The organism is Salinarimonas soli (assembly GCF_008386575.1).
GTDB lineage: Bacteria > Pseudomonadota > Alphaproteobacteria > Rhizobiales > Beijerinckiaceae > Salinarimonas_A > Salinarimonas_A soli.
The window spans coordinates 20,261-39,981 of record NZ_VUOA01000018.1 but is presented as its reverse complement, the minus strand read 5'-3'; the positions used below and the strand labels follow the sequence as shown (position 1 = coordinate 39,981).

Genomic DNA, 19,721 nt, shown 5'->3' with positions numbered 1-19,721 from the left:
ATGGAGAGCGTCGACACCTATCTCGGGCTCGTCACGAGCTATCACCGGCCGGCGGCCCGCTTCACCGACATGCTGGCCCGGCTCGTCGAGCCGCTCGTCGGAGTGCAGACCGTCCTGGCAGCAACGCCCCAGGCCTACGATCTCGACGCGGCGGCGGGCGCGCAGCTCGACGTCGACGGGGAATGGGTCGGGCGGTCTCGCTTCGTCGCGACGCCGCTGCCCGATCCCTGGTTCCGCTTCGACGAGGAGAAGCGCGGGCTCGATCGCGGGGTCTGGCGGGAGCCGTTCGAGTCGGCGGAGGGCGTGACCGGCCTCGACGACGAGACCTATCGGACCCTGCTGCGGGCCAAGATCGCGGCGAACGGATGGGACGGGACGATCGAGGGCGCGCGCGACGCGCTCGCCATCGTCTTCGCCCCGACCGCGACGCGGATCATCCTCCAGGACAACCACGACATGACGGCGATCTTCGGGGTCGCCGGGGTGATCCCGCCGCCCGTGTTCCTGGCGCTCCTCGCCAAGGGCTACCTGCCCCTGAAGCCGCACGGGGTCCGGATCTCCTACGTGGTGCCATCCGTCGATGGCGCCCCGCTGTTCGGCTTCGACATGCAGACCGCCGACATCGCCGGGTTCGACACCGGCGCGTTCGCGCAGGACGTCAACGACTACCTCAATTCCTGACCCACTCCCGAGGACACCGACATGAAGAACGCGCTCGCGGCCATCTGGGCCGCTGCGACCGCGCGCCGGCGCGACCCGACGGTGGGCGAGCTCACCACTGGCATGCAGGCCGGCATCGCGGATTCCCGGCTGTTCAACGAGCTCCTCTACCGTGCCTCGGGCATGGAGGCCGAGCTCGTTCATCTCCTCGTCTATGCGATGGCGAATGCCGCCGGACGAGCGGCCCTCGACAATGGTCTCCCGCTCGGCGCCGCTCCCTCGGAGGCGAACCTCCAGCAGGTCCGCAAGGCGCTCCAGGCGATGTTCGTCGAGAAGGCGGTCGGCGCCTCGACGGAGAAGGCCCCCAAGCTGTCGGGCATCGTTGCAACGGGCCTGGCCGCTGTGACCTCGATCCCGACCTCGGTCGCGACGATCCTGCCCTATCCCGCGACCGACCAGAGCAACCTCAGCACCTCGACTTGGGATGGAACGACGCTGACCGTCGGCGCCGGCGAGGCCGGGCTGTGGCTCGTCTCCGCTTCTGTCCATTTCGCTCTCGCGTCGGCTGGCGCCTACAGCTCGGTCGGAATTTACCGGAACGGCCTGGAGATCGCGCTCGGCGCGTCGCAGTCGGGTAATGCCGGCGACGCTGCATCGCCCTCGACCGCGACCATCATTAAGTGCAACGCCGGCGACACGCTCGCGGCCTATGCCTACCAGCAGACCGGAAGCACGAAGAACACTTCGGGTACCACAAGGACCCGCTTCGCTGCGTTCCTGATCTCGTCCTACTAGGGGTAACCCATGCAGATCCAGTTGACCGCCGATGAGGCAGGAGCGCTCCTGGCACTCCTGCCCGCCGCGGCGCGCGAACGCGCCTCCGGCTTCGTCTATGCGGATGGGACGCTCGCCGTCCCCGCCCCCTTTGAGGCCGCCGTCGCCGCGATCCTCGCCGAGCCCGGCTGGGCCAACGCGGGCGTGATTGCTGCGGCCCTGGAGAGCTACCGGCTGCCCGTGGAGGCGCACATCGAGGCGACCGCCACGGCCAAGGGCTATGGGTCGGCGGTTTCCTGCTCCAGCTACGTGTCGAGCAAGGTGCCAGCGTGGAAGGCCGAGGCGGAGGCCTTTGTCGGCTGGCGCGACGAGGCCTGGACAGCGGTGATCGGGCTCCAACACGCCTGGATCGCGGCTGGCGCGGACCCGGCGGCGGCGCCGAGCGTCGACGATGTCCTCGCCGCTATCCCCGCAGTCACTTGGCCGTAACCTTCGACATGCGGCGGTCGCTTGGCGGTCAGGAGACGGCCGGGGCCACAGGTGAGCCCGCCGGTCGGGTAAGGATCGTCCGCGCCGGGACCTCAAACAGCCGGAAGACGGCATAGGAGACCGCGACGAGCGCAACAACGAAGGCGAAGCTCCAGCCGGCGCTCTCGTTGAGAACGATGCCCTTCTGCCGGAACCATTCGATGCCGATCGTGTGGAGGAGGTAGATCCCATACGAGGCGTCACCGATGCGCATAGCCCACGGGCTTTGGGTGTCCGCGCCGACTCGCGCAAGCCAGACCGCGGTGCCGACCAGAACGGGCGGGACCACATAGGCAGTCACGTACGCGACGGTCACCGAGCGTTCGTTCAAGCAGATCGCGGCCGCGGCAGCGACGGCGAGGGGCATCACCGGCCACAGTGCTGACCGCGCGATCTGGGGCCGCCCTAAGGACCGCATGGCGTAAAAGAGCGCGATCCCGAGCACGAAATGCAGATTGTAGAGGTGCCCGAGGTAGAGCGCCCAGACGTTCCGCGACTCTGACGCCTGCAGAACGGCGACCAGCGCGACCAGCAGTCCGGCCACGAACAGCGGCGCGCGCCGGCCGACGAGGGCCATGGCACTCGCGAAGAGCAGGTAGAACCACATCTCGAGAACGAGCGTCCACCCGACGCCGAGGGTCGGCTGCCAGGTCCCCCGCGCGTCGAGATGGGGCACGAAGGCGAGGCTCAGCGCAACGTCCCGCCAGTCGTGCCAAGCCCAGCCGCCAAACAGCCAGACCATCAGGAGCGTCCCGACCCAGTAGAGCGGGGCGATCCGGGCTAAGCGACGCCAGAGGAACATGGCGGGCGATTGATGGGCGAAGCCGCTCATCAGGAACCCGGAGATTACGAAGAAGATCGCGACACCCTTGAAGTCGGTGCCGTGCGGTAGGCCGAAGGTGAAACCCAGGTGGTAGAGCACCACGGCCAACGCCGCGTAGCCGCGCAATAGCTGCAGATTCCCGATCATTCGTCGCCCCGCCCCTGAGCGCGCGACACATCATGCAGGCGGGTCCTGGTCAACCATAGGACGAACCCGCATCGGCTCGAGATCGCCTGACCCGCCCGCCACCCGCGCCCCGCTTCGGAGGGGCTTTTTCATGCCCGGAGGCCCATCGTGGAGCCAACCTACGCACCGCTCGGGCCGCTCTGGCAGGGAAACACCGTCACGATCGAGCAGGGCTTCGATCTCACCGACGAGCGCGGCCGGGTCACGGGCCGGCTCGATCTGTTCGGGTCGCAGGTCGTGCTCATCCTGCACTGGGCCGACCAGGTCCTGGAGCGTGAGATGACCCTGTCCTCCTCGGCCGGTGACGCCGTGCTCGACGTGGCCTCGGCCGATCTCACCAAGGCCGAGGTGCGCGCGCTGCCGCCCGGCCGCTCGGCCCGCTACGAGATCGAGCGGCGGATCGGCTCCAATGAGGACACCCTGAGCTACGGCGAGGTCGTCGTCGCGGCTTGGGCCAACGAGGTCTGACCGCCATGGCGAAGGTAGCCGCCCGCATCCGTGTCCCGGGGCCGCAGGGGCCCGCCGCGAAGATCAAGCCCGAGGACATCCCGCCCGAGCTGGTCGCCGCAGCTGTCGCGTCGCTCGTCGCCCCGCTTGTCGCCCGCGCCGATGCGCTCGCCCGCGAGGTCGAGGGGCTGACCCCCGGCGGCTTCGATCGCAGCCGCCCGCGCAACTTCACCCTCTCCCTCCTCCTGCTCGGAGCCTGAAGCCATGGCCGTCACCGGCAAGGATGCCGCCCTCAACAACGTCGTCGTCGACACGATCACCCTGCCGAACGGCCGCGAGCTGGCGAAGTCGGCGCCGTCTGACGCCACGGGTGCGCCCTTCGGCGCCGGCAATCCCATGCCGGTCGCGATCACGAGCGAGGTCGAGGTCAAGAACGACGCGGGGAACCCGCTCGCGGTGACCGGTCCCGTGACCGACGCGCAGCTGCGCGCCGCGCCCGTTCAGGTCAGCGTTGTGGGTGGCGCTACAGCGGTGGGACAGGCCGCCCAGGTCGCGTCCCTGCAGAACATCGAGGCCGGGCTCGGTGCGGACGGCGCCACGCCCCCGGCCATCGCGGGCACGGGCGTCCGCGGCTGGCTGCGCGCCCTGTACGAGGCGCTCATCGCGCGCCTGCCGGCGACGCTCGGCCAGAAGACCGCTGCGGCTTCCCTACCCGTCGTGCTCGCCTCCGACCAGAGCGCCGTGACCGTCGCCGGGCAGGCCGCCGTCGGCTCGGCCCCGGTCAACCCGCCCTTGTCCGTGTCGGGCGTCGACCCGGCCGGCAACAAGCAACACCTCGCGGTCGACACTTCGGGCCGCATGCGGGTCGCGGTCCAGGCCGCATTCACGGGCGCTTATGTCCCCATCCCGGCCTTCGCGGCAGGCAATACTGCGGGCGCGGGTGGCGCGAATGCGACCGTGGTCCAGGTCGTCGCGGCGAATGCCAACCGGCACTTCCTCGAGATCGTCAACAACGGCACGGCAGACGTGGAGTTATGGTTCGGGGCTCGTCCGGCCGACGCGGGCGTGAACCAAGCCATCAAGCAGGGCGTGGTGCTCGCCGCTGGCGGGGGAGGAAGGTTCTTCGACGCCCGCGTCCCGACCGGCGCGGTGTTCGCTGCCGCCTCAGCCGCATCAGGCCTGTCCGTCCTCGAGGGCTGACCGCCCTCCGGTCCCGCCCGTTCCCTTCGCATCTCGCCGTCCACAATGGGCGGCTTTCTCATGGAGAACCGCCATGGGCGGCACTATCGTCCCTCCGTACAGCCGGCAACTCATCGCCCCCTCCGGTTCGAACACGATGCGTTCACCGCGCGAGTGGCTCACCGACATTCGCGCCGTGAACGGCCCGGTCCTCGCCGTGCTTGGCGACAGCATCTCAGCTCGCGCCTCGACGCTCAGCGGGACCCGCAAAAGCTACAATTCGATTGGTATCCCGACGTGGCTGAATATCCTCTCGGGACAACGGTTTAACTTCCCGCTTGCGAACAACTTCGGTGTCTCCGGAGACCGCATCGACCAGATCGCGGCACGGGTGCCGAATGTCATCGCGGCACGGCCCGATATCTGCCTCGTCCTCGCGGGCACCAACGACATCACCCAGAACACCCCGCTGGCAACGATGCAGAGCGGTATGACGGCCATTCTGCGCGACCTGCTCGACGCGGGGATCCTGCCCATCGTGATCCCCATTCTGCCTCGTGTGACGAGCGGTGGCGCGAGCACGACAGGAGCCCAGAAACGACGGCTTGCATCGTTCAACACGTGGCTGGCTGAGCTGTGCTATGGGCGCGCCGACCTCGTCGCGGCGGCGGGCCTCACCCCGAGGCGGTTGCCCATCTTCGTGGAAACTCGTCGCGCGCTCACCGACTATACGTCCGCCACGGGCGAGCCCCTTGCGGGCATGTTGCTCGATGGCCTCCACCCGACCGCCCAAGGCGTCTATTACGTGGCGACGGCCATCCTTGCGGTGCTCGATCGTCTGTTCCCGCCCCGGCCGACGACGCTCGCCGACGTCCTGGACATCTACGACGCAACCGACAACCTGACGGGCAACCGTCTTATTTCCGGCAGCAACAATTACGGTCTCATGGCCGGGACGGGCGGCACGCTCGTAACCGCGACCGGCCTCGTCCCGACCGGTGCTGTTGCGACCTTCTGGCGGGCGGCGCGTGCCATCGGCGCGGGCAATGGCTCAACGCTTGTGCTCGCGAAGGAAAACCCTCGGACGGACGGGCTCGGGAATGGCGAGCGCCAACGCATGACCGTCACGCTCGGCGGATCCGGCGGCCTCGCTTCAGAGAAGTATGCCTTCTATGTCTCAGGGGTCACATCCGGTTTTGCCGCAGGCGACGTCGTGTTCGCGGAAATCGCCTACGAGCTTGTGGGCACACCGTTGAACGTCCAGGCGATCCTGACCGAGATCACGGAGACGGGTCCCGCCTCGCCCCAAACAGCGCAGGATGGGTGCTACGACACGACAGTTGGCGGGACGCACGTCTTCCCGAACGTGCCGCATAAGGGCGTGTTGCGCACCCCGCCGATCACCCTCCAACCGGGCTTCACGGGCCTCAACATCGGCGCCGTCGTGCTCATGAACGCGGTCTCGAACATCGGCAGCGCCGACATCTACTGGTCGGATTACTCGCTCCGCAAGATCGCGTGATCAGGCTGGTCATCGTGTCTGTTGGCTGCCTCGCCCTCCTCCTTGAGGGCGCCCACCGCGCTCCGGCGATGGGCTAGGCAGACCGACGCCAGGGCAAGAGGCTGACCGCCAACACGCCGGCGATTGCGCCCATGCCGCTGCCGATCGCATCTCCAATGCCCGCAGTCCGGCCAGGCACCCAGATCTGACCGACCTCAAGTGCAATCCCGAGAGCGACCAAGCCGCAGCTCACGACCCATTGATGGCGGGGCGACCGATAGGCGTATGCGAGTACAGCCGCTGTCGCGGCATAGGCCAGGAAATGCCGTCGTGGTCCGGCGACCTCAGGAGGCGTCTCGACGCCTCCCGGCCAAAGCGACAGCACGCATAAGGCGACCACCATTGCCCAGCCGACCCAAGCAGCACCCCGTCGCAGCATCATCACCTCGCTCGCGACCCATAGCCCGTAAGCCCGGCCCGTCAACCCGCCGCCCCTGACCCGGGCGGCTTTTTCATGCCCTGGAGAGATCCATGCGTCTCATCGAGAACGCGCGCGCCGTGCTGCGCCGATCACTGGCGGTTCGCGTCGCCTGGCTCGCTGCCACCCTCCAGGGCGCCTCCTGGGTCTGGCCGACCGGCATTGAGGGCCTGCCGGCCTGGAACGCCTTCGTCCCGATCGGGCTGTTCGCCGCCTCGGTGCTTCTCAGCACCGTCGGCGTCCCGCTCGCGCGCGTCGTAGCGCAGCGCGGGCTCTCGCTCCCTCTCCAAGATTCGGCAGACGAGCAGATGGGAGTAGGGGCATGAGCACCACCAAGAAGCGCTCCGCCGCGGCCGTGGTCGCGTGCATGACGTTCACGGGCGGCTGGGAGGGGATGCAGCGGTACGCTTATCCCGACCCGGCGACCAAGGGCCACCCCTGGACCATCTGCTTCGGCGAGACCGAGGGCGTAAAGAAGGGCGACGTGCGCACCCTCGAGCAGTGCAAGGAGGGCCTGCGGCGCGGCATCGAGGAGCGCTACGGCGCGGCCGTCGACGCCTGCACCGCCGTGGAGCTCCCGGACCGGCGCTGGGTCGCGTTCACCAGCTTCGCCTGGAACCTCGGCCCGGCCCGCTACTGCAAAAGCATCGCGCCCCTCGTGAACGCTGGGCAGACCCGGGAGGCCTGCGACAAGCTCCTGCGGTTCGACACGGCGGCCGGGATCAGGATGCGCGGGCTCACGCGCCGGCGTGCGGCCGAGCGCGAGCTCTGCATGGCGGACCTGTGATGCTGGCCCTCATCGCCCGGTTCTTCGGGATCCAGCCCGCGACGGCCGCGTTCGCGATCGGCGCGCTCCTCATGCTGCCCGGCGCCTTCGCGCTGGGCTACGGGGTCGGCGAGTGGACCGGCTACGACGCCGGCCGGGCCGACACGATCGGCCTGTGCCAGGCCAACGACCTCAGGCGCAAGCTCGCCGAGGCGAAGCGAGACCTCACCGCAGCCCAGCAATCCGCCGAGAGCCACCGCCGCGCCGCCGATCAGCGCGCCGAGCAGGCCCGCACCGCCGAGGAGAAGCTCGATGCATACGAAAGAGAGCTGGCGGCCCGCGCCGCGGCACCCGCCGATCCCCAGCCGCCCGCTCCCGTGCCAGCCGGCGACGGCGTTCCGGCTTGTCGTCCTGCTCCTCGTGACGGTCTCACTCGCCGCGATCTTGAGTGGCTGCGGGTCAACCACTACGGCCGGGCTGACGGCCCAGGCCAGCCCCGTGCAGCTGCCCCCGGTGGTGTTGATCGTGCCCGAGCCGGCGCCCCGGCCGATGCCGCGACTCGGTGAGAGCCCGCGGATCTTCGCCCGTCGAGCCCTGAACTACGGCGACCAGAACGCGGCCGCTCTGGCGGACACCGCGGACGTCTACGAGCGCCTCCGCGAGAGCTACGCCGCCCCAACCGCCCCCGAATAGGGCGCTACCTCTCCCGTTCCGGTGAGACGCGAGAACCGCGCCGCCGGCCCATCCCTTGTGGGGGCATACATGACCACCTCTGGAAGCGCGACATTCGACATCGCGGCAGGCCTCGTCGTGAAGCTCGCGACCTATATCGGCTCCGTCGCCACGGTGGGCACGGCATTGATGTGGATGGGCCTCGCGCCCGCGACCCAGCTCTACGTCGACCAGCGCATGGACCGGGTCGAGATCCGGCTGATGCGCTCCGAGCGGCGCCAGATCCGCACCGAGAAGGCGTTCCTGTCGAACGACCTCTCCGCGGTGGAGCGCCAGCTCAAGCGGGAGGGCACCGACGAGGTGACCCGGATCAACGTGGAGCGCCGGCAGCGCGCCATCCTGGATCAGATCAAGGAGCTCGACGACGAGGGCGAGGACCTGCGCGGGCAGATCAACAAGCTCGAGGCCCGCGACAAGCGGGGAGGGGAGAAGTAGCGCCGCTTCCACCATGTGGGGGAGGACCGGCCGCCTGCCGCCGCTCTACTCTCGCTCCCGACCTCCCAAGGGTCGCTCTACCTGCCCCGTCGGCTTCGGCCGACGGGGCTTTTTGCGTTTAGCTGCGCAGCACGCCTAGGATTACTGTACCCAGATCCGCGACGAGGCTTTCGTCCTCATGGCTGTAGACAGCGATGTCGGATTTCGCGCGTACCCGCGAGATCTTCTTGAACTCGCTATCGTCCATCCAAATGCGCTTGCCCTGGATTGAGAATGGGAACCGGCGCGAGGATTGCTGTCCAGTGTTACCGCTGGGACGGGTGATCCGAATCTCGCCATAGATAATTTGGTCGCGGCGTTCGACGCGCGTGATGTCGAACGTCACGCTCGCTTGTTCATATTTCTGTTTTACGAGCGCGTCATACTTCCCGATTGCTTCCCAAAAGCTGGAGAACGTATCGACTGCGCGCTGCCGCAACTCATCGTCGGTGGGCTCAGTGTGCTGTGGCGCTGCGTCAAGAGCTTGCCTGAATTTTTCGAAAGGGTCGCTGGACGACATGAATGCCTCGTTGATGGGTGACCAGTGAGCACATCTGATTGAACGTGAGTCGGCGGCAACATGCACTCAGCGATCTCGGTATAGCGCCGTGTCGCCGTTGTGGATATCGAGGATAGCGTGGAGATGCGCCTCGAAAAGATTTGACCACCGGGAATGCTCGGAACCTCGTAGGCGTCAAGAAGTCGAAGACACGTCGGGGGCATGCCGAGGTGTCTCATGTGTGCGTATCGCTTCCACTGCACCAATGGTGTGGATCTCATTGTCGATGAAACCGGGTACGTCATCGGTCCCGAATCTGATCTGAGCGACCGCGCGGCCGACGTTGCTCTCGAAGTGCTACTCCGTTTCCCGTTCACCGACTTGAGCGCATGGCTTGTCACGATCCAGGACGGGGAAGGCCGACAGGTCGAGGTGTTGAGCTTCGACGAGCTGCTCGATCTGGCTTGCCGGCACCTGCGTGTTCTCGCTACGTTCCGGCATGGCGACCAGGAAGCGCATCTTCTCAGAGCTTGATCGTAAGGCGCTGTTGCGGGCGTTGGGCGAGGCTAGGCGGGCCTGCATCGCGGCTCAGACGGCCACCCCGATCGGCGGGCCGGAGCACAAAGCGGCGGGCGGCGTGATGGACGCGATCGACGACGCAGCCGAGGTCCTGACCGGCTCGCGCGATGCGTTTTGGGGGCGAGCCCACGGCGGCAAGGACGACGGGGTGCAGCGCGCCCGACCCGGCGAGTTCACGCCCGAGGAGCGCGCCCTCGTTCTCGAGATGCTCGTCGCTGAGATGTACGTCTCCTCGGAAGGCACGGTCGATCAGGAGGCACTGCTCGGGCCGGTGGCGGATCGGATCATCGCTGCGCTATCAACACCGGACAGATCTACGCGAAGCGACGGACACGATGGGTGAAGCTAAACGACGGCGGCAAGCTCGTGACAGTTGGCCCGAGAATTTCGAACTCCTGCACGCTGGCGAAGAGGAGATACGCGCGAGCGCGAGAACTGTTATCCAGGGCAGTGAAGGCTTAAGGCTATGCTCAGTTTTTATTGCTGAGGCGATGAACGTGTGTATGGCGTTCGCAAAGCAGCACGAGGGCCGCCACGATGATGAGTTAACAATCCAACTTCTTGGCATCCGTCTTTTCAATGCATCTAGTGCTTCATTGAAGATGTTGCTTAGCGGGTACTACCAAGTAGCGGCATCCATTCAGCGAGACATTCTCGAAACGGCGTTCCTGCTCGATTATTTCCAAACCCGCCCCGACCAGGTCCGACGTTGGCGAGAATGCTCCGAGGCAGATCGCAAGAAAGAGTTTTCGCCGTTCAAAATCCGAGTCGCACTCGATGAGCGAGACGGGTTTAAAGAAAAGAAGCGCGCCGACGCATATGAGATGTTTTGCTCGCTAGCGGCGCATCCCACTGTCATCGGGTTCAGCTTGTTGCGGAAGACCGGCGAAAATCTGCATCAAGCAGGCCCGTTCTTCGATGCCGGATTAGTTGATGTATCAATGCAGGAACTCTCTAGGGCTATCGGGCAGGCTGTAGTAGTCTTGGCGCTGTTTATACCGAACGATGATATAAATTTCATCGAAACAAAATTGAGCTTTCATGAGAAAGCGTCTGAATGGTTCGAGCGCTTCTATGGAACAAGACCTGACCGGAAAAATATCAGAGAACTCCGCGCAATATTATCGACATATCGGCGAATTTAGACATGGTCACTCCAGGCAGATCAGCCGAACCTGAAACGCTCGACGCCGATGGACATGCTGCCGCTCAGGGTGACCAGCTCATCGAAGTCACGCGAGGACGCAGAGCCGACCGTCGGCACCGATCTCGATTGGACCCCGCCAAACCGTGTTCGGCGACGTGTCGAGTCCTCGCGTCCAGTCCGATGCAAGGATCGTCGAGGTCAGGAATGGGACGAGTACGCCTTCAGGCAACTTTCCCGGAACGGCTTCTGTCACCGCGCCCGCTAGCACACCGAGCATGCCATCCGTCGTGCCAGCGAACAGGTTCGCTGACCATCCGCTCTCCAAGGTGATTGTTGAGCCATGCATCGAGGCGAGCGCGAAGAGCGCCAGCCGCGTCTCCATTTTGTCAACCACCTGCTGCGGCCGCATCTGAAGCGGAGAGTTTTCGACGGCTGCGATGAAATCGGCAACAATCTGCTGCGACGTGAGAGCTGGCCGCACAGGGGTCAGCGTAATTCCCGCGACCAAAGCCTTGATATGAGAGCCCGTGAGCCTGGACGCTTTATGTTCCGGAAAGCGGCTCCGCTCGCCGTCATCTTCGAAATACGAAAATACCTCCTCAATCAATCCTTTTGCGACCGAGCGGCGCAAGCCAGTTGCCGACAGCAGTTCATCGTCTCTCAAGCGGTTGAAGTTGTCGCGGATGATGTCGACGAAGCCCGTCGGGCAATCGGCCAGATCAAGGTCTCGGATATTCGCCATCATACGGTAGTGTCGCAGAAACGTCCGAAGATTCTTAGTTGCCAAACCCTTATCTCGGCTCGTTGGATGCGCGATGAAGTTTGCGATCTCAAGGATCGAGGACGGTGGTGAGCCGCCCTGCTCGCGGAGCCAGAGATAGATTCGAGGCAAGTCGTCCGGAAAGGCCTTTCCGCCAAGCACCCGCTTGACCCGTGCACGGATTTCGCTGGTTCGCACAGGCGACAGCTTCGAGGATTCAGGACTCAGCATCAGGGTGGCCTCTTTGCGATGCGAAGGATTGTACCAGCTGGGCGGCTGCGTCCACTCGACTTTCGCGGAGAGGGGCCAAGGTCCGGAAATACACCTGCTGCACGGCTCTGGAAGTGGGAGGGGATTCGGGAGGGACTTTGGGTCCAGATCATGCCCATCGTCGCACCTTTCGGTTCGGGCGCTGGGGACGCGTCTTGCGCCCGGATCTCATTTTACAATTCGGCTCTAGGCCATTGATCTGCTTATGGCCGGGAATGGATCGTTTTACAGCCAGAGCGTTGATGAACAACGGATAAGATAGGACTCTGACTCCGCTAGTCCTGGTTCGAATCCAGGTCCCCCAGCCAACCGTTCTCTTCGGACAATTTGGATTCCGGCGAGTCGCGGGTTTTCGCACCCGTTTCGCTGAACGTGCGCTCGACGGCGCATCGTGTTCGCGCTTCAACAGCGCTCACCGTTTGGCGCCGGTCTGGACGGCTTCGTTCACGCGCCCCTCTCATGCCACACTTGGCCGCGTAAGCAGGACGCGAGCCGATCCACGGGTGCATGGTGCCCGACCAACGGGATGTGACGATGAACATGACTTTGCGAGCTGCTCTGGTCGCGGCCATTCTCCCGCTCTTGGGAGCGTGCTCGTTGAACTCGGCCCTCTCCGATTACGAGCCCTTGCAGCCGAATGTCAGCATCGGCCCGGAGGATGCGCCGGTCGCCCTGTCCCAGGTCGGCGTACGGCCGAAATCCGGCCCCAGGCGGCGCTCGTCCTCGCCCGCGTCGGGCTCCGGCGAGGCCGCCGATCTGAAGGCGTCCGAGGGCAAGAACCGTGAGGCGATCGAAGCTGACGTCGCCCGCAACAACGAGGTCGGCCGCAAGGTCGTCAACTCGCTCTGCCGCGGGTGCTGAGGCCCGGGCGCCCCGGCCCTGGCGGGGGCGTCACCGGCATCTCCGTCGCCGGGCGCTAGCCGCCGATCACCATCCGGACGATGTCGGCGATCACGAGCACCGTCGCGAGGAGGAGCGCCGCCGCGACCACGATCGAGATCGCGGAGGCGATGGTGCGGTTGGGCAGCGACATGGCAGGGTCCGCAGGGTGGTCGCGCGAGGCGGCTGGTCAGGGGCCCGGCCCTTCCCGCCGGACGGGCTGGGCTTGAGCTCAACGCTTGGCCGCGCGGCGCAGCTCCTCGAGGCGGAACATGTCCTGCTTGATCTTCTCGGCGGACGCCGCGCCGCGGATGTCCACCACGCCGCGCTCCTTGCGACCCTCCTCGTTCGTTGCTCCGTCGAAGAACGACTTGCGTTGGGTGGGGCTCATGGCCAGCACGGCGGCCACCTCGCACTCATGACGCCATTCCTCGGACCAGGTGGAGACCTCGCAGCCCGCGAGGTGGGAGTGGACTGTGTTCGTCATCGCCCGTCGCTACAGCGATTCCGGGGCCCGGCAATAGAGCGGCCGGGCCACACCGGGACGGAGATGATGGAGCGTCGCAGCGGGCCGGTCCGAAGCCTCCACCACTGCCGGCGCGTTCGCGCCTTCCCGTCCTCAGCCTCGCGTTTCGCTGCGCGGGCTTGATTTGGGCTTCCCTTCCAGCCCCGTTTGCCCTCCTGTGCCCGCGCGCCGTGAGCCGCGGAGATCTCCGTGCGGCCAGGCGCTGTCCGGAGGCACTAGCGCTGCATCATGATCGACGGTTCGTTCTCCCCCCGCGCCCTGTTCTTCGATCTCGACGGTACGCTGTGCGACAGCGATCCCGTGCATGAGCGCTCCTGGGCCGAGGTTCTGGCGCCCTACGGCATCGACATGACGCATGAGCGATACCGCACCACGGTGTCCGGCCGGCTCAACGGGGAGATCGGCGCGATGCTGTTTCCGGATCGCACGGCGGCCGAGCACGCGCGCATCGCGGACGAAAAGGAGGCACTGTTTCGCGAGATGGCGCCGGCCCTGAAGCGGATCGCCGGCCTGACGGAGTTCCTCGACGCGGCATCTGCCCGCCGCCTGCCGACGGCCCTCGTGACGAACGCGCCCCGCCAGAACGTGGACCACATGCTGCGGGCGCTCCACCTGTCGGAGCGCTTCGACATCGAGGTCCTGGCCGAGGACGTCGGGCGGGGCAAGCCCGACCCGCTGCCCTACGCGTCCGCAGCCGAACGCCTCGGCGTCTCGCCCGGGGACGGGCTCGCCTTCGAGGATTCGGGTACGGGGATACGCTCGGCAAAGACCGCCGGGCTCATGGTCGTGGCCCTTGCGACGGGGCACGGCGAGGCCGAGCTGACGGCGGCCGGGGCCGATCTCGTCATCCGGGATTTCACGGACGAGCGCCTCACGCGGCTCCTTGGTCCGCAAGGCTGAAAATCCTAAAGTCGCGCGTCTTCTACGAAAGACTTGCCCGTTGCCGAATCGCACGGTTGCGCCGGGCGGTCTCCTCATGCAACATGGGTTAAGACGTCGAAAGCACCTCCCCCGCCGGCATTCCGGCGGGTTTTCTTTGCCGGCTCCTCGCTGCCGCTGCCGTAGGAACCCTTTCGTCCGCCGGGGCTTCACCCTGATCGGTGGGGATGGAGCGAGTTGTCGCATGTACGACGTGCTGATCGTTGGAGGCGGGCCTGCAGGGCTGAGCGCGGCCTTGGTGCTCGGGCGATGCCGCCGCCGCGTTCTCGTGTGCGACACCGGCCGGCCGCGCAACTCCGTCTCGTGGCGGGTGAGCGGCTATCTGGGCCATGACGGCATCAAGCCAGCCGACTTCCGCCGCGTGGGGCGCGAGCAGATCGCGTCCTACGACAGTGTCGAGTTCCGCGACGTGCCGGTGGAGGACGCCCGTCCGAGCGAGGGCGGCTTCGAGGTGGTGATGCACGGGGGCGAGCGGGTGCGGACGAAGAAGCTCATCGTCGCCACCGGCCTCGTCAACGAGCTCCCCGAGATCCCCGGCTTCTGCGAGCTCTGGGGTCATGGGGTCTATCACTGCCCCTATTGCGATGGCTGGGAGCACCGCGATCAGGGCATCGCCGTCTACGGACGCGGGCGCAAGGGGATGAACTTCGCCCTGGAGCTCACGGTCTGGAGTCGTGACATCGTGCTGTGCACCGACGGCGCCTCGCGCCTGGAGCCCGCCGACGTGGAGCGGCTGGCGCGCCACGGCGTGCGGGTCGACGAGCGGCGGCTGCTCCGGCTCGAGGGCGACGCCGAGGGGCTGCACCGCGTCGTGTTCCGCACGGGCGAGCCGCTGCCGCGCGGCGCGCTCTTCCTCATCCCGAAGGAGCACCAGGCCGCCGCCGAACTCGTGGAGCGGCTTGCATGCGAGACCACGTCGAAGGGCCGGGTCCGCACGGGCGAGTACGAGTGCACCAACGTTCCCGGCCTCTATGTGGCCGGCGACTCGTCGCGGCGCGTCCAGTTCGCCATCGTGGCGGCGGCGGAGGGCGCGATGGCGGCCTTCGCCATCAACAACGAGCTCGTCAACGAGGAGACCGCGTAAGCGCGGCTCTCAGCCCCGCGCCCGCCCGAGACGCGCGACCTCGCGCGCCCGGCCGACGCGGGGCGCGTGCCCGCCGTGCAGCCGCGCCGGCCCGCTCCCCTCGATCCCGATCAGGCCAAGGCGTCGCGCGAGGCGGTGCTTCGTGACCGTTCCGATGCCGGGCAGGCCGCCGATGAAGGCGAGCTTGTCGGCCGCCTGGGCGTAATCGCGAAAGAGGCGCTCGCGCTCCCGCCAGATCCGGTCGATGGCCTCGGCCTTCGCGGCATGGCGAAACCCCGAGCGCGCCGTGCCGCCGACCTGGAGCGCACGGCGGCAGCGCTCGAAGGTGCGGCTCGCGACGGCGTCGGTCACGCTCGTCGCGCAGATCGCGTAGATGGCGCAGCCCGCGAACTCGTCCGGGTTCTCGGGCGTCTCGGGAGGGCTCTCCGGCTGGAGGGCGGCAAGCCGGTCCGCCGCCCGCGCGATCAGATCGCGGCGGCCCGCCACGAGCACGTCGCCGGCTTGCGCCAGGCGCCGGCTCAAGCCGTCGAAGCGGGTGCGAAGATCGGCGAGGGTCTGTCCACGGGGCGAAGACATGGGGCGGTCCTGTGCGAAAAGCTGGCGTGAAGCGGCGGCCCTCAGGGCTCCCGCTTTCTGGTCAACGAACGTGTTCGTATTTTGTTCTCATAACGTCCGAGCCCTTTTCGGGGCTCAGACCGCCATCGCCCTGCGGGCCTGGCCCACGCGGGCGACGGCACGGGCCGGGGTCGCGATCGTGACGCCGCGGCGTGCGCGAACGTTGCGGGGCATGGTCTCCCGGGCCGGCTCGGCCATGGCCGCCACGAAGGCCGCCGCCTCGCCGAGCGTCGCCACCTCGCCGCACACCGAGCGCGCGGCGGGGCCGATCTGGGCGAGCGACGAAGCGAGCGCCGCGTCGGGGCGGATGTCGTAGGCGAGCAGCGCATGAAGGAACGCGCGCGCGAAGTCCCGGGCCTCGAACCAGCTCTTCTCGGCAAGCTGCAGGGGCCAGGTCCACAGCCCGTCGGACCGGCGCTGGGCCATGACGTCACGCTCGATGAAATAGCTCGTTCCCTTGTGCTCGATCCCGTCCGCCGTCACGAGCCAGGCATCGTTCTCGTAGAGGGCTGCGGCGTCCAGAGCGTCGGTCATGGCTGGGTCCCTGGGGGTTCGAGGGCGGCCCGCCGAAGCAGGGCCAGGAACGAATAAGGAACAAGTTAACCATTCGTCAGGGCCCGTCAACCCGTACGGCGCACGCGATTCAGCGCGAGTCCACAAAGCCTTGACCCGGACTCGTCCGCAAGTCCGCGAGGCCCCTGATATTGAAAGGGTTCGCTCTTCGTTCTAAGTCAGCGGGGAGCGTTCCGCGGCGCTACCGTTCCCCTTGCAAGCGAGCCCGACGATGGATCCGAAGACCCTGAAGCGCCTCGACGAGTTGCGCCCGGCCTATGACCGCCTGCGCGCCGAACGGATCCGGGCGGAGGGCGAGATCGAGCGCCTGGCGGCCGAGCTCGACGAGGCGCGCAGGCTCGCGCGCGAGGCCTTCGGCACCGACGACGAGACCGCCCTGGCGGGCCTCGTGGAGGCGGCGCGGGCCGAGAACGAGGCCGCGGTCGAGGCCTTCGCGGCCCGTCTCCGCGCGATCGAGGCGCGGCTCGCGCGCTCGGGAGCCGGCTCTTGACGCAGGCCCTCGCCACGATCGGCCGCGAGCTCGAGCGTCTCGCCGCGGGCGTGTCGCGCGCGCGCGGCCGGGAGGATGGACATCGTCAGCGCGAGGCCGTGCTGGAGCGCGACATCGCGCTCGCCAAGGCGCGCATCGCCGTGAAGGGCGACGTCGAGGCTTTCATCGAGGCGGTCCAGGCGGAGGCGAGCCGGCGCAACGTCGCGGCCTTCGAGACCCTGCTCACCGCGCTCGTCCAGGAGGTTCTCCCCGGCGAGAAGCCAGTGGTGCTCGATCTGACGACCGAGCGGGGCCTCGCCGCGTTGGACATCGGCCTCGCGCGGCCCGACGGCTCGCGCGAGGACGTGCTCGAGGACAATGGCGGGGCGCTCACCAATGTCGTCGGCATGGCGCTCCGCCTCATCGCAGTGGTGAAGGCGGGCGTCGGGCGCTTCCTGGCTCTCGACGAAGCCGATTGCTGGATCGCGCCGGACCGGGTGCCGGCCTTCTACCGGGTCCTGGAAGACGGCGCGGCGCGGCTCGGCGTGCAGTGCCTCGCGATCTCGCACCATGATCTCTCAGCCTTCGAGGGGCGCTTCCGGGTCGCGCGGGTGGCAGGCTTGGTCGCGGATGGCGTGACGATCGCGGGCCCCGCCGAGGCGGCCGCCTGGAGCGACGACATGCCGGGCCTGCGCTCCATCCGGCTCGTCGACGTTCAGGCTTTCGCCGACGCCACGTTGCCGCTGGGACCGGGCGTGAATGCGCTGATCGGGCCGAACAACCGGGGCAAGTCGACGATCATCCGCGCGCTGCGCGCCGTGTTCTACGGCGAGGGGCGCGACGCCCTCGTGCGCGCCGGCGCCGGCGCCTGCACCGTCGAGCTGGGGCTCGCCCGCGGTCGCATCCTGCGCTTCAACCGGACCCCGAAGCGCACGCCCGTGAACCTCTGGTCGCTGCACGAGGTGGACGGCTCCGTGGTCGAGGAGGACGGGACCCGCTTCGAGACGGGCGGACGCGCCGTTCCGGACTGGGTCGAGCGCCTGTGCGGCATCGTGAAGGTCGAGGGGCTCGACGTGCACGTGGCGCACCAGAAGTTTCCCGTGTTCCTCCTCGGCGAGCCTGCATCCAAGCGCTCGGCGGTGCTCTCGATCGGCCAGGAATCGGCGTATCTGCGCGAGATGCTGGCCATCCATCGGGAGCGCACCGCCCGCGACCAGACGCTCGTCCGCCTCGGCGAGCGCGAGCTTGGCGAGATCCGCGATGCGTTGGCCCGCCTCGGCGACCTGGCCGGGATCGAGATGAGCCTGGCCGAGGAGCGCGACGCGCTCGCCAACCTCCACGCCGGGGCCCGCCGGGTCGTCGACCTGGAGGGAGCGCACGCGAGGCTCACGACGGCTGTCCGCAGGCTTGCCGCCGCCCGGGGCCGGAGCGAGGCCTTGCTCGAGCTGCCCGGCCCGGAGGCGCTTGCCGGGATCTCGGAGCGCCTCGCGAAGGCAAACGCAAGGAGCGCCCTCGTGGATCGCCTGATCGCCGCGTCACGGCGGTCGGCTGGCGCCTCCGCGCGAGCCGCGGCCCTTGCCGAGCTACCCGACGACCTGCCACCTCTCCGCGACGCGGGTGCCGCCGATCGGTCCGCGCGGGAACTCGCGCGCCTGCGCAAGGCGCTCGATGCGGCGCGTGGACGGGCGGGGGAGGCCGAGCGCCGCATCGCCGCCATCAAGGGCGCGATCGAGGGGCTCATCGAGGCCGGCGGCGGCCTGTGCCCCGCCTGCGGCGCGCCCGTCGACGCCGCCGCGCTTCTCGGCGATCACACGCACCCGCAGGAGGCCGCATGATCATCACCTCGCACCATGCGGTCCTCGAGACGATCGAGGCCTCGGGCCTGCTCCTGATCGGCGACCCCCATGTGGGATCGCGCCGCCCTGGGCGCCGCAAGGACGAGACCTGGCCGTCCGCCATCCTGGGCAAGCTCGAAGCCGCCGTCGCCATCGCCAACGGCCGAGGCCTTGCGCCCCTGATCCTCGGCGATATGTTCGACCGGGCAGTCGAGCCCGACATGGCGCTGAAAAGCCGGCTCATCCGGATCCTGAAGGGCTTCCGCATCCGCCCGCTCGTCAATGTCGGCAATCACGACATCGCCCACACGCGGCTCTCCGACGGCGACAGCCTTGCGGTGCTAGGATTGTGCGACGTCGTCGATGTGGTGTCCGGCTCGGGGCCGGTCGTCGAGTACCTCCTGGGCGGCCGACGCGTCGGGCTCGGGATGACGCCGTTCGGCCAGGAGGTGCCCCGGGACGTGCGCGGCTCGTTCGCCGCGGCCGATCAGGTCGTGTGGCTCACCCATCACGACATCGCCTTCGACAAGGCCTATCCGGGCGCGGTGCCCCCGCACGCGATCGCGGGCTGCGATCTCGTCGTGAACGGGCACGTGCACAAGACCCAGAAATCGATCCGGGCGGGGGCGACCCTTTGGGCAAACCCAGGCAACATCGCGCGCCTGTCCGTCGATCTCGCCGACCACCAGCCCGCCGTCTGGGAGCTCACGCCCGCCGGCGCGCTGGAGCGGCACATGCTCCCGTTCGAGCCGGACGCCTTCGACCTCACCGGCCGTCTCGTTCACGCCGCCGGCGGGCGGGCGCTGGTGGCGGACGTGGAGAGTGCCTTCGTGTCGCTCCTGCGCACGGAGAGCGCCGGCGAGGTGGCACGCAGCGGCGACGGCTCCGTGATCCGCGACGAGATCGAGGCGAAGTTCGCCCGCGAGGGGACGCCCGACACCGTGCGGGCGATTGTCCGCTCGCTCCTGTCCGAGGCCGTGGACCGCCGGTCGTAAGGT

The 19,721-nt window shown here is 67.8% G+C and carries 28 protein-coding genes; 21 read left to right on the top strand and 7 right to left on the bottom strand.

Translation table 11 applies throughout. From position 1 onward, the window contains the following. Genes F0L46_RS08245 through F0L46_RS08235 form a run of 3 tightly spaced genes read left to right on the top strand, consistent with a single transcriptional unit; the run spans window position 1 to window position 1,923 of the window. Window positions 1-681 (top strand): baseplate wedge 1 family protein, encoded by a 681-nt coding sequence (locus F0L46_RS08245; RefSeq protein WP_149816602.1) that lies wholly within the window; start codon window positions 1-3, stop codon window positions 679-681. Between the two features lie 21 nt (window positions 682-702). Further along, a complete protein-coding gene (locus F0L46_RS08240) occupies window positions 703-1,455 on the top strand; it encodes a hypothetical protein (protein ID WP_149816601.1) in 753 nt (250 codons plus the stop codon). 9 nt (window positions 1,456-1,464) lie between these two features. Continuing rightward, window positions 1,465-1,923, top strand: a complete 459-nt coding sequence (locus F0L46_RS08235) for a hypothetical protein (protein WP_149816600.1) — start codon at window positions 1,465-1,467, stop codon at window positions 1,921-1,923. A 28-nt stretch (window positions 1,924-1,951) separates the two neighbouring features. On the opposite strand, the gene F0L46_RS08230 is transcribed toward F0L46_RS08235, so the two are convergent. Further along, complete coding sequence (locus F0L46_RS08230; RefSeq protein WP_149816599.1) at window positions 1,952-2,932, bottom strand: acyltransferase family protein; 981 nt, start codon at window positions 2,930-2,932, stop codon at window positions 1,952-1,954. Window positions 2,933-3,079: 147 nt separating this feature from the next. Here F0L46_RS08230 and F0L46_RS08225 point away from each other — a divergent pair, with 147 nt between their 5' ends. The 4 genes from F0L46_RS08225 (at window position 3,080) to F0L46_RS08210 (ending at window position 6,119) form a co-directional block, all read left to right on the top strand. Then, a complete protein-coding gene (locus F0L46_RS08225; protein WP_149816597.1) occupies window positions 3,080-3,439 on the top strand; it encodes a hypothetical protein in 360 nt (119 codons plus the stop codon). A gap of 5 nt (window positions 3,440-3,444) precedes the next feature. Continuing rightward, complete coding sequence (locus tag F0L46_RS08220; protein ID WP_149816596.1) at window positions 3,445-3,678, top strand: hypothetical protein; 234 nt, start codon at window positions 3,445-3,447, stop codon at window positions 3,676-3,678. A 4-nt stretch (window positions 3,679-3,682) separates the two neighbouring features. Next, complete coding sequence (locus F0L46_RS08215) at window positions 3,683-4,618, top strand: hypothetical protein (protein WP_149816594.1); 936 nt, start codon at window positions 3,683-3,685, stop codon at window positions 4,616-4,618. 73 nt (window positions 4,619-4,691) lie between these two features. Continuing rightward, a complete protein-coding gene (locus F0L46_RS08210) occupies window positions 4,692-6,119 on the top strand; it encodes an SGNH/GDSL hydrolase family protein (protein WP_149816593.1) in 1,428 nt (475 codons plus the stop codon). Window positions 6,120-6,192: 73 nt separating this feature from the next. Here the strand turns inward: F0L46_RS08210 and F0L46_RS27185 are convergent, their stop codons facing one another. Continuing rightward, window positions 6,193-6,501 (bottom strand): VanZ family protein, encoded by a 309-nt coding sequence (locus F0L46_RS27185; protein WP_368732169.1) that lies wholly within the window; start codon window positions 6,499-6,501, stop codon window positions 6,193-6,195. A gap of 128 nt (window positions 6,502-6,629) precedes the next feature. Here F0L46_RS27185 and F0L46_RS08205 point away from each other — a divergent pair, with 128 nt between their 5' ends. The 5 genes from F0L46_RS08205 (at window position 6,630) to F0L46_RS08185 (ending at window position 8,509) form a co-directional block, all read left to right on the top strand. Next, a complete protein-coding gene (locus F0L46_RS08205) occupies window positions 6,630-6,902 on the top strand; it encodes a DUF7940 domain-containing protein (protein ID WP_149816591.1) in 273 nt (90 codons plus the stop codon). Continuing rightward, on the top strand, window positions 6,899-7,363 hold the full coding sequence (locus tag F0L46_RS08200) for a lysozyme (RefSeq protein ID WP_149816590.1): 465 nt from the start codon (window positions 6,899-6,901) through the stop codon (window positions 7,361-7,363). Before F0L46_RS08205 ends, F0L46_RS08200 begins: the two co-directional genes overlap by 4 nt. Next, window positions 7,363-7,908: a hypothetical protein gene (locus tag F0L46_RS08195; RefSeq protein ID WP_149816589.1), complete on the top strand. Its 546-nt coding sequence runs from the start codon at window positions 7,363-7,365 to the stop codon at window positions 7,906-7,908. Before F0L46_RS08200 ends, F0L46_RS08195 begins: the two co-directional genes overlap by 1 nt. Further along, window positions 7,892-8,035: a hypothetical protein gene (locus tag F0L46_RS26075; protein ID WP_188311893.1), complete on the top strand. Its 144-nt coding sequence runs from the start codon at window positions 7,892-7,894 to the stop codon at window positions 8,033-8,035. Before F0L46_RS08195 ends, F0L46_RS26075 begins: the two co-directional genes overlap by 17 nt. A gap of 69 nt (window positions 8,036-8,104) precedes the next feature. Then, window positions 8,105-8,509, top strand: coding sequence for a hypothetical protein (locus F0L46_RS08185; protein ID WP_149816587.1), 405 nt, complete (start codon window positions 8,105-8,107; stop codon window positions 8,507-8,509). Between the two features lie 118 nt (window positions 8,510-8,627). Here the strand turns inward: F0L46_RS08185 and F0L46_RS08180 are convergent, their stop codons facing one another. Further along, the gene (locus F0L46_RS08180) at window positions 8,628-9,068 is read right to left on the bottom strand and encodes a hypothetical protein (RefSeq protein ID WP_149816586.1); all 441 of its coding nucleotides are present in this window, start codon (window positions 9,066-9,068) and stop codon (window positions 8,628-8,630) included. A gap of 216 nt (window positions 9,069-9,284) precedes the next feature. Here F0L46_RS08180 and F0L46_RS08175 point away from each other — a divergent pair, with 216 nt between their 5' ends. Genes F0L46_RS08175 through F0L46_RS08165 form a run of 3 tightly spaced genes read left to right on the top strand, consistent with a single transcriptional unit; the run spans window position 9,285 to window position 10,771 of the window. Further along, window positions 9,285-9,581 carry a hypothetical protein gene (locus F0L46_RS08175; protein ID WP_149816584.1) on the top strand — a complete coding sequence of 99 codons (297 nt, stop codon included), beginning with the start codon at window positions 9,285-9,287 and terminating at the stop codon, window positions 9,579-9,581. Next, window positions 9,547-9,969 (top strand): hypothetical protein, encoded by a 423-nt coding sequence (locus tag F0L46_RS08170; RefSeq protein WP_149816583.1) that lies wholly within the window; start codon window positions 9,547-9,549, stop codon window positions 9,967-9,969. The genes F0L46_RS08175 and F0L46_RS08170 overlap by 35 nt, the downstream gene beginning before the upstream one ends. Next, complete coding sequence (locus F0L46_RS08165; protein WP_149816581.1) at window positions 9,962-10,771, top strand: hypothetical protein; 810 nt, start codon at window positions 9,962-9,964, stop codon at window positions 10,769-10,771. Before F0L46_RS08170 ends, F0L46_RS08165 begins: the two co-directional genes overlap by 8 nt. Before the next feature lie 87 nt (window positions 10,772-10,858). Here F0L46_RS08165 and F0L46_RS08160 read toward each other — a convergent pair whose 3' ends face one another. Continuing rightward, the gene (locus tag F0L46_RS08160; protein ID WP_149816580.1) at window positions 10,859-11,764 is read right to left on the bottom strand and encodes a hypothetical protein; all 906 of its coding nucleotides are present in this window, start codon (window positions 11,762-11,764) and stop codon (window positions 10,859-10,861) included. Window positions 11,765-12,310: 546 nt separating this feature from the next. Here F0L46_RS08160 and F0L46_RS08155 point away from each other — a divergent pair. Next, window positions 12,311-12,664, top strand: coding sequence for a hypothetical protein (locus F0L46_RS08155; RefSeq protein WP_149816578.1), 354 nt, complete (start codon window positions 12,311-12,313; stop codon window positions 12,662-12,664). A 250-nt stretch (window positions 12,665-12,914) separates the two neighbouring features. On the opposite strand, the gene F0L46_RS08150 is transcribed toward F0L46_RS08155, so the two are convergent. Continuing rightward, entirely contained in the window at window positions 12,915-13,169 is a 255-nt protein-coding gene (locus F0L46_RS08150) for a DUF7696 family protein (protein ID WP_149816576.1), read from the bottom strand. 267 nt (window positions 13,170-13,436) lie between these two features. On the opposite strand from F0L46_RS08150, the gene F0L46_RS08145 reads away from it, so the two are divergent. Next, window positions 13,437-14,108: an HAD family hydrolase gene (locus F0L46_RS08145; RefSeq protein ID WP_149816575.1), complete on the top strand. Its 672-nt coding sequence runs from the start codon at window positions 13,437-13,439 to the stop codon at window positions 14,106-14,108. Between the two features lie 223 nt (window positions 14,109-14,331). Then, window positions 14,332-15,231 carry an NAD(P)/FAD-dependent oxidoreductase gene (locus F0L46_RS08140; RefSeq protein ID WP_149816574.1) on the top strand — a complete coding sequence of 300 codons (900 nt, stop codon included), beginning with the start codon at window positions 14,332-14,334 and terminating at the stop codon, window positions 15,229-15,231. 9 nt (window positions 15,232-15,240) lie between these two features. Here the strand turns inward: F0L46_RS08140 and F0L46_RS08135 are convergent, their stop codons facing one another. Together F0L46_RS08135 and F0L46_RS08130 are read right to left on the bottom strand one after the other, a co-directional pair. Beyond that, the gene (locus F0L46_RS08135; protein ID WP_149816572.1) at window positions 15,241-15,807 is read right to left on the bottom strand and encodes a hypothetical protein; all 567 of its coding nucleotides are present in this window, start codon (window positions 15,805-15,807) and stop codon (window positions 15,241-15,243) included. 114 nt (window positions 15,808-15,921) lie between these two features. Next, entirely contained in the window at window positions 15,922-16,380 is a 459-nt protein-coding gene (locus F0L46_RS08130) for a hypothetical protein (protein WP_149816571.1), read from the bottom strand. A 250-nt stretch (window positions 16,381-16,630) separates the two neighbouring features. Here F0L46_RS08130 and F0L46_RS08125 point away from each other — a divergent pair, with 250 nt between their 5' ends. From F0L46_RS08125 to F0L46_RS08115, 3 genes are read left to right on the top strand one after another with little or no spacing between them, the layout of a single operon-like run. Then, window positions 16,631-16,909: a hypothetical protein gene (locus tag F0L46_RS08125; protein ID WP_240539918.1), complete on the top strand. Its 279-nt coding sequence runs from the start codon at window positions 16,631-16,633 to the stop codon at window positions 16,907-16,909. After that, window positions 16,906-18,723, top strand: coding sequence for an AAA family ATPase (locus tag F0L46_RS08120; RefSeq protein WP_240539917.1), 1,818 nt, complete (start codon window positions 16,906-16,908; stop codon window positions 18,721-18,723). Before F0L46_RS08125 ends, F0L46_RS08120 begins: the two co-directional genes overlap by 4 nt. After that, window positions 18,720-19,718 (top strand): metallophosphoesterase family protein, encoded by a 999-nt coding sequence (locus tag F0L46_RS08115; protein ID WP_149816569.1) that lies wholly within the window; start codon window positions 18,720-18,722, stop codon window positions 19,716-19,718. The genes F0L46_RS08120 and F0L46_RS08115 overlap by 4 nt, the downstream gene beginning before the upstream one ends. The last annotated feature ends 3 nt before the right edge of the window (window positions 19,719-19,721 follow it).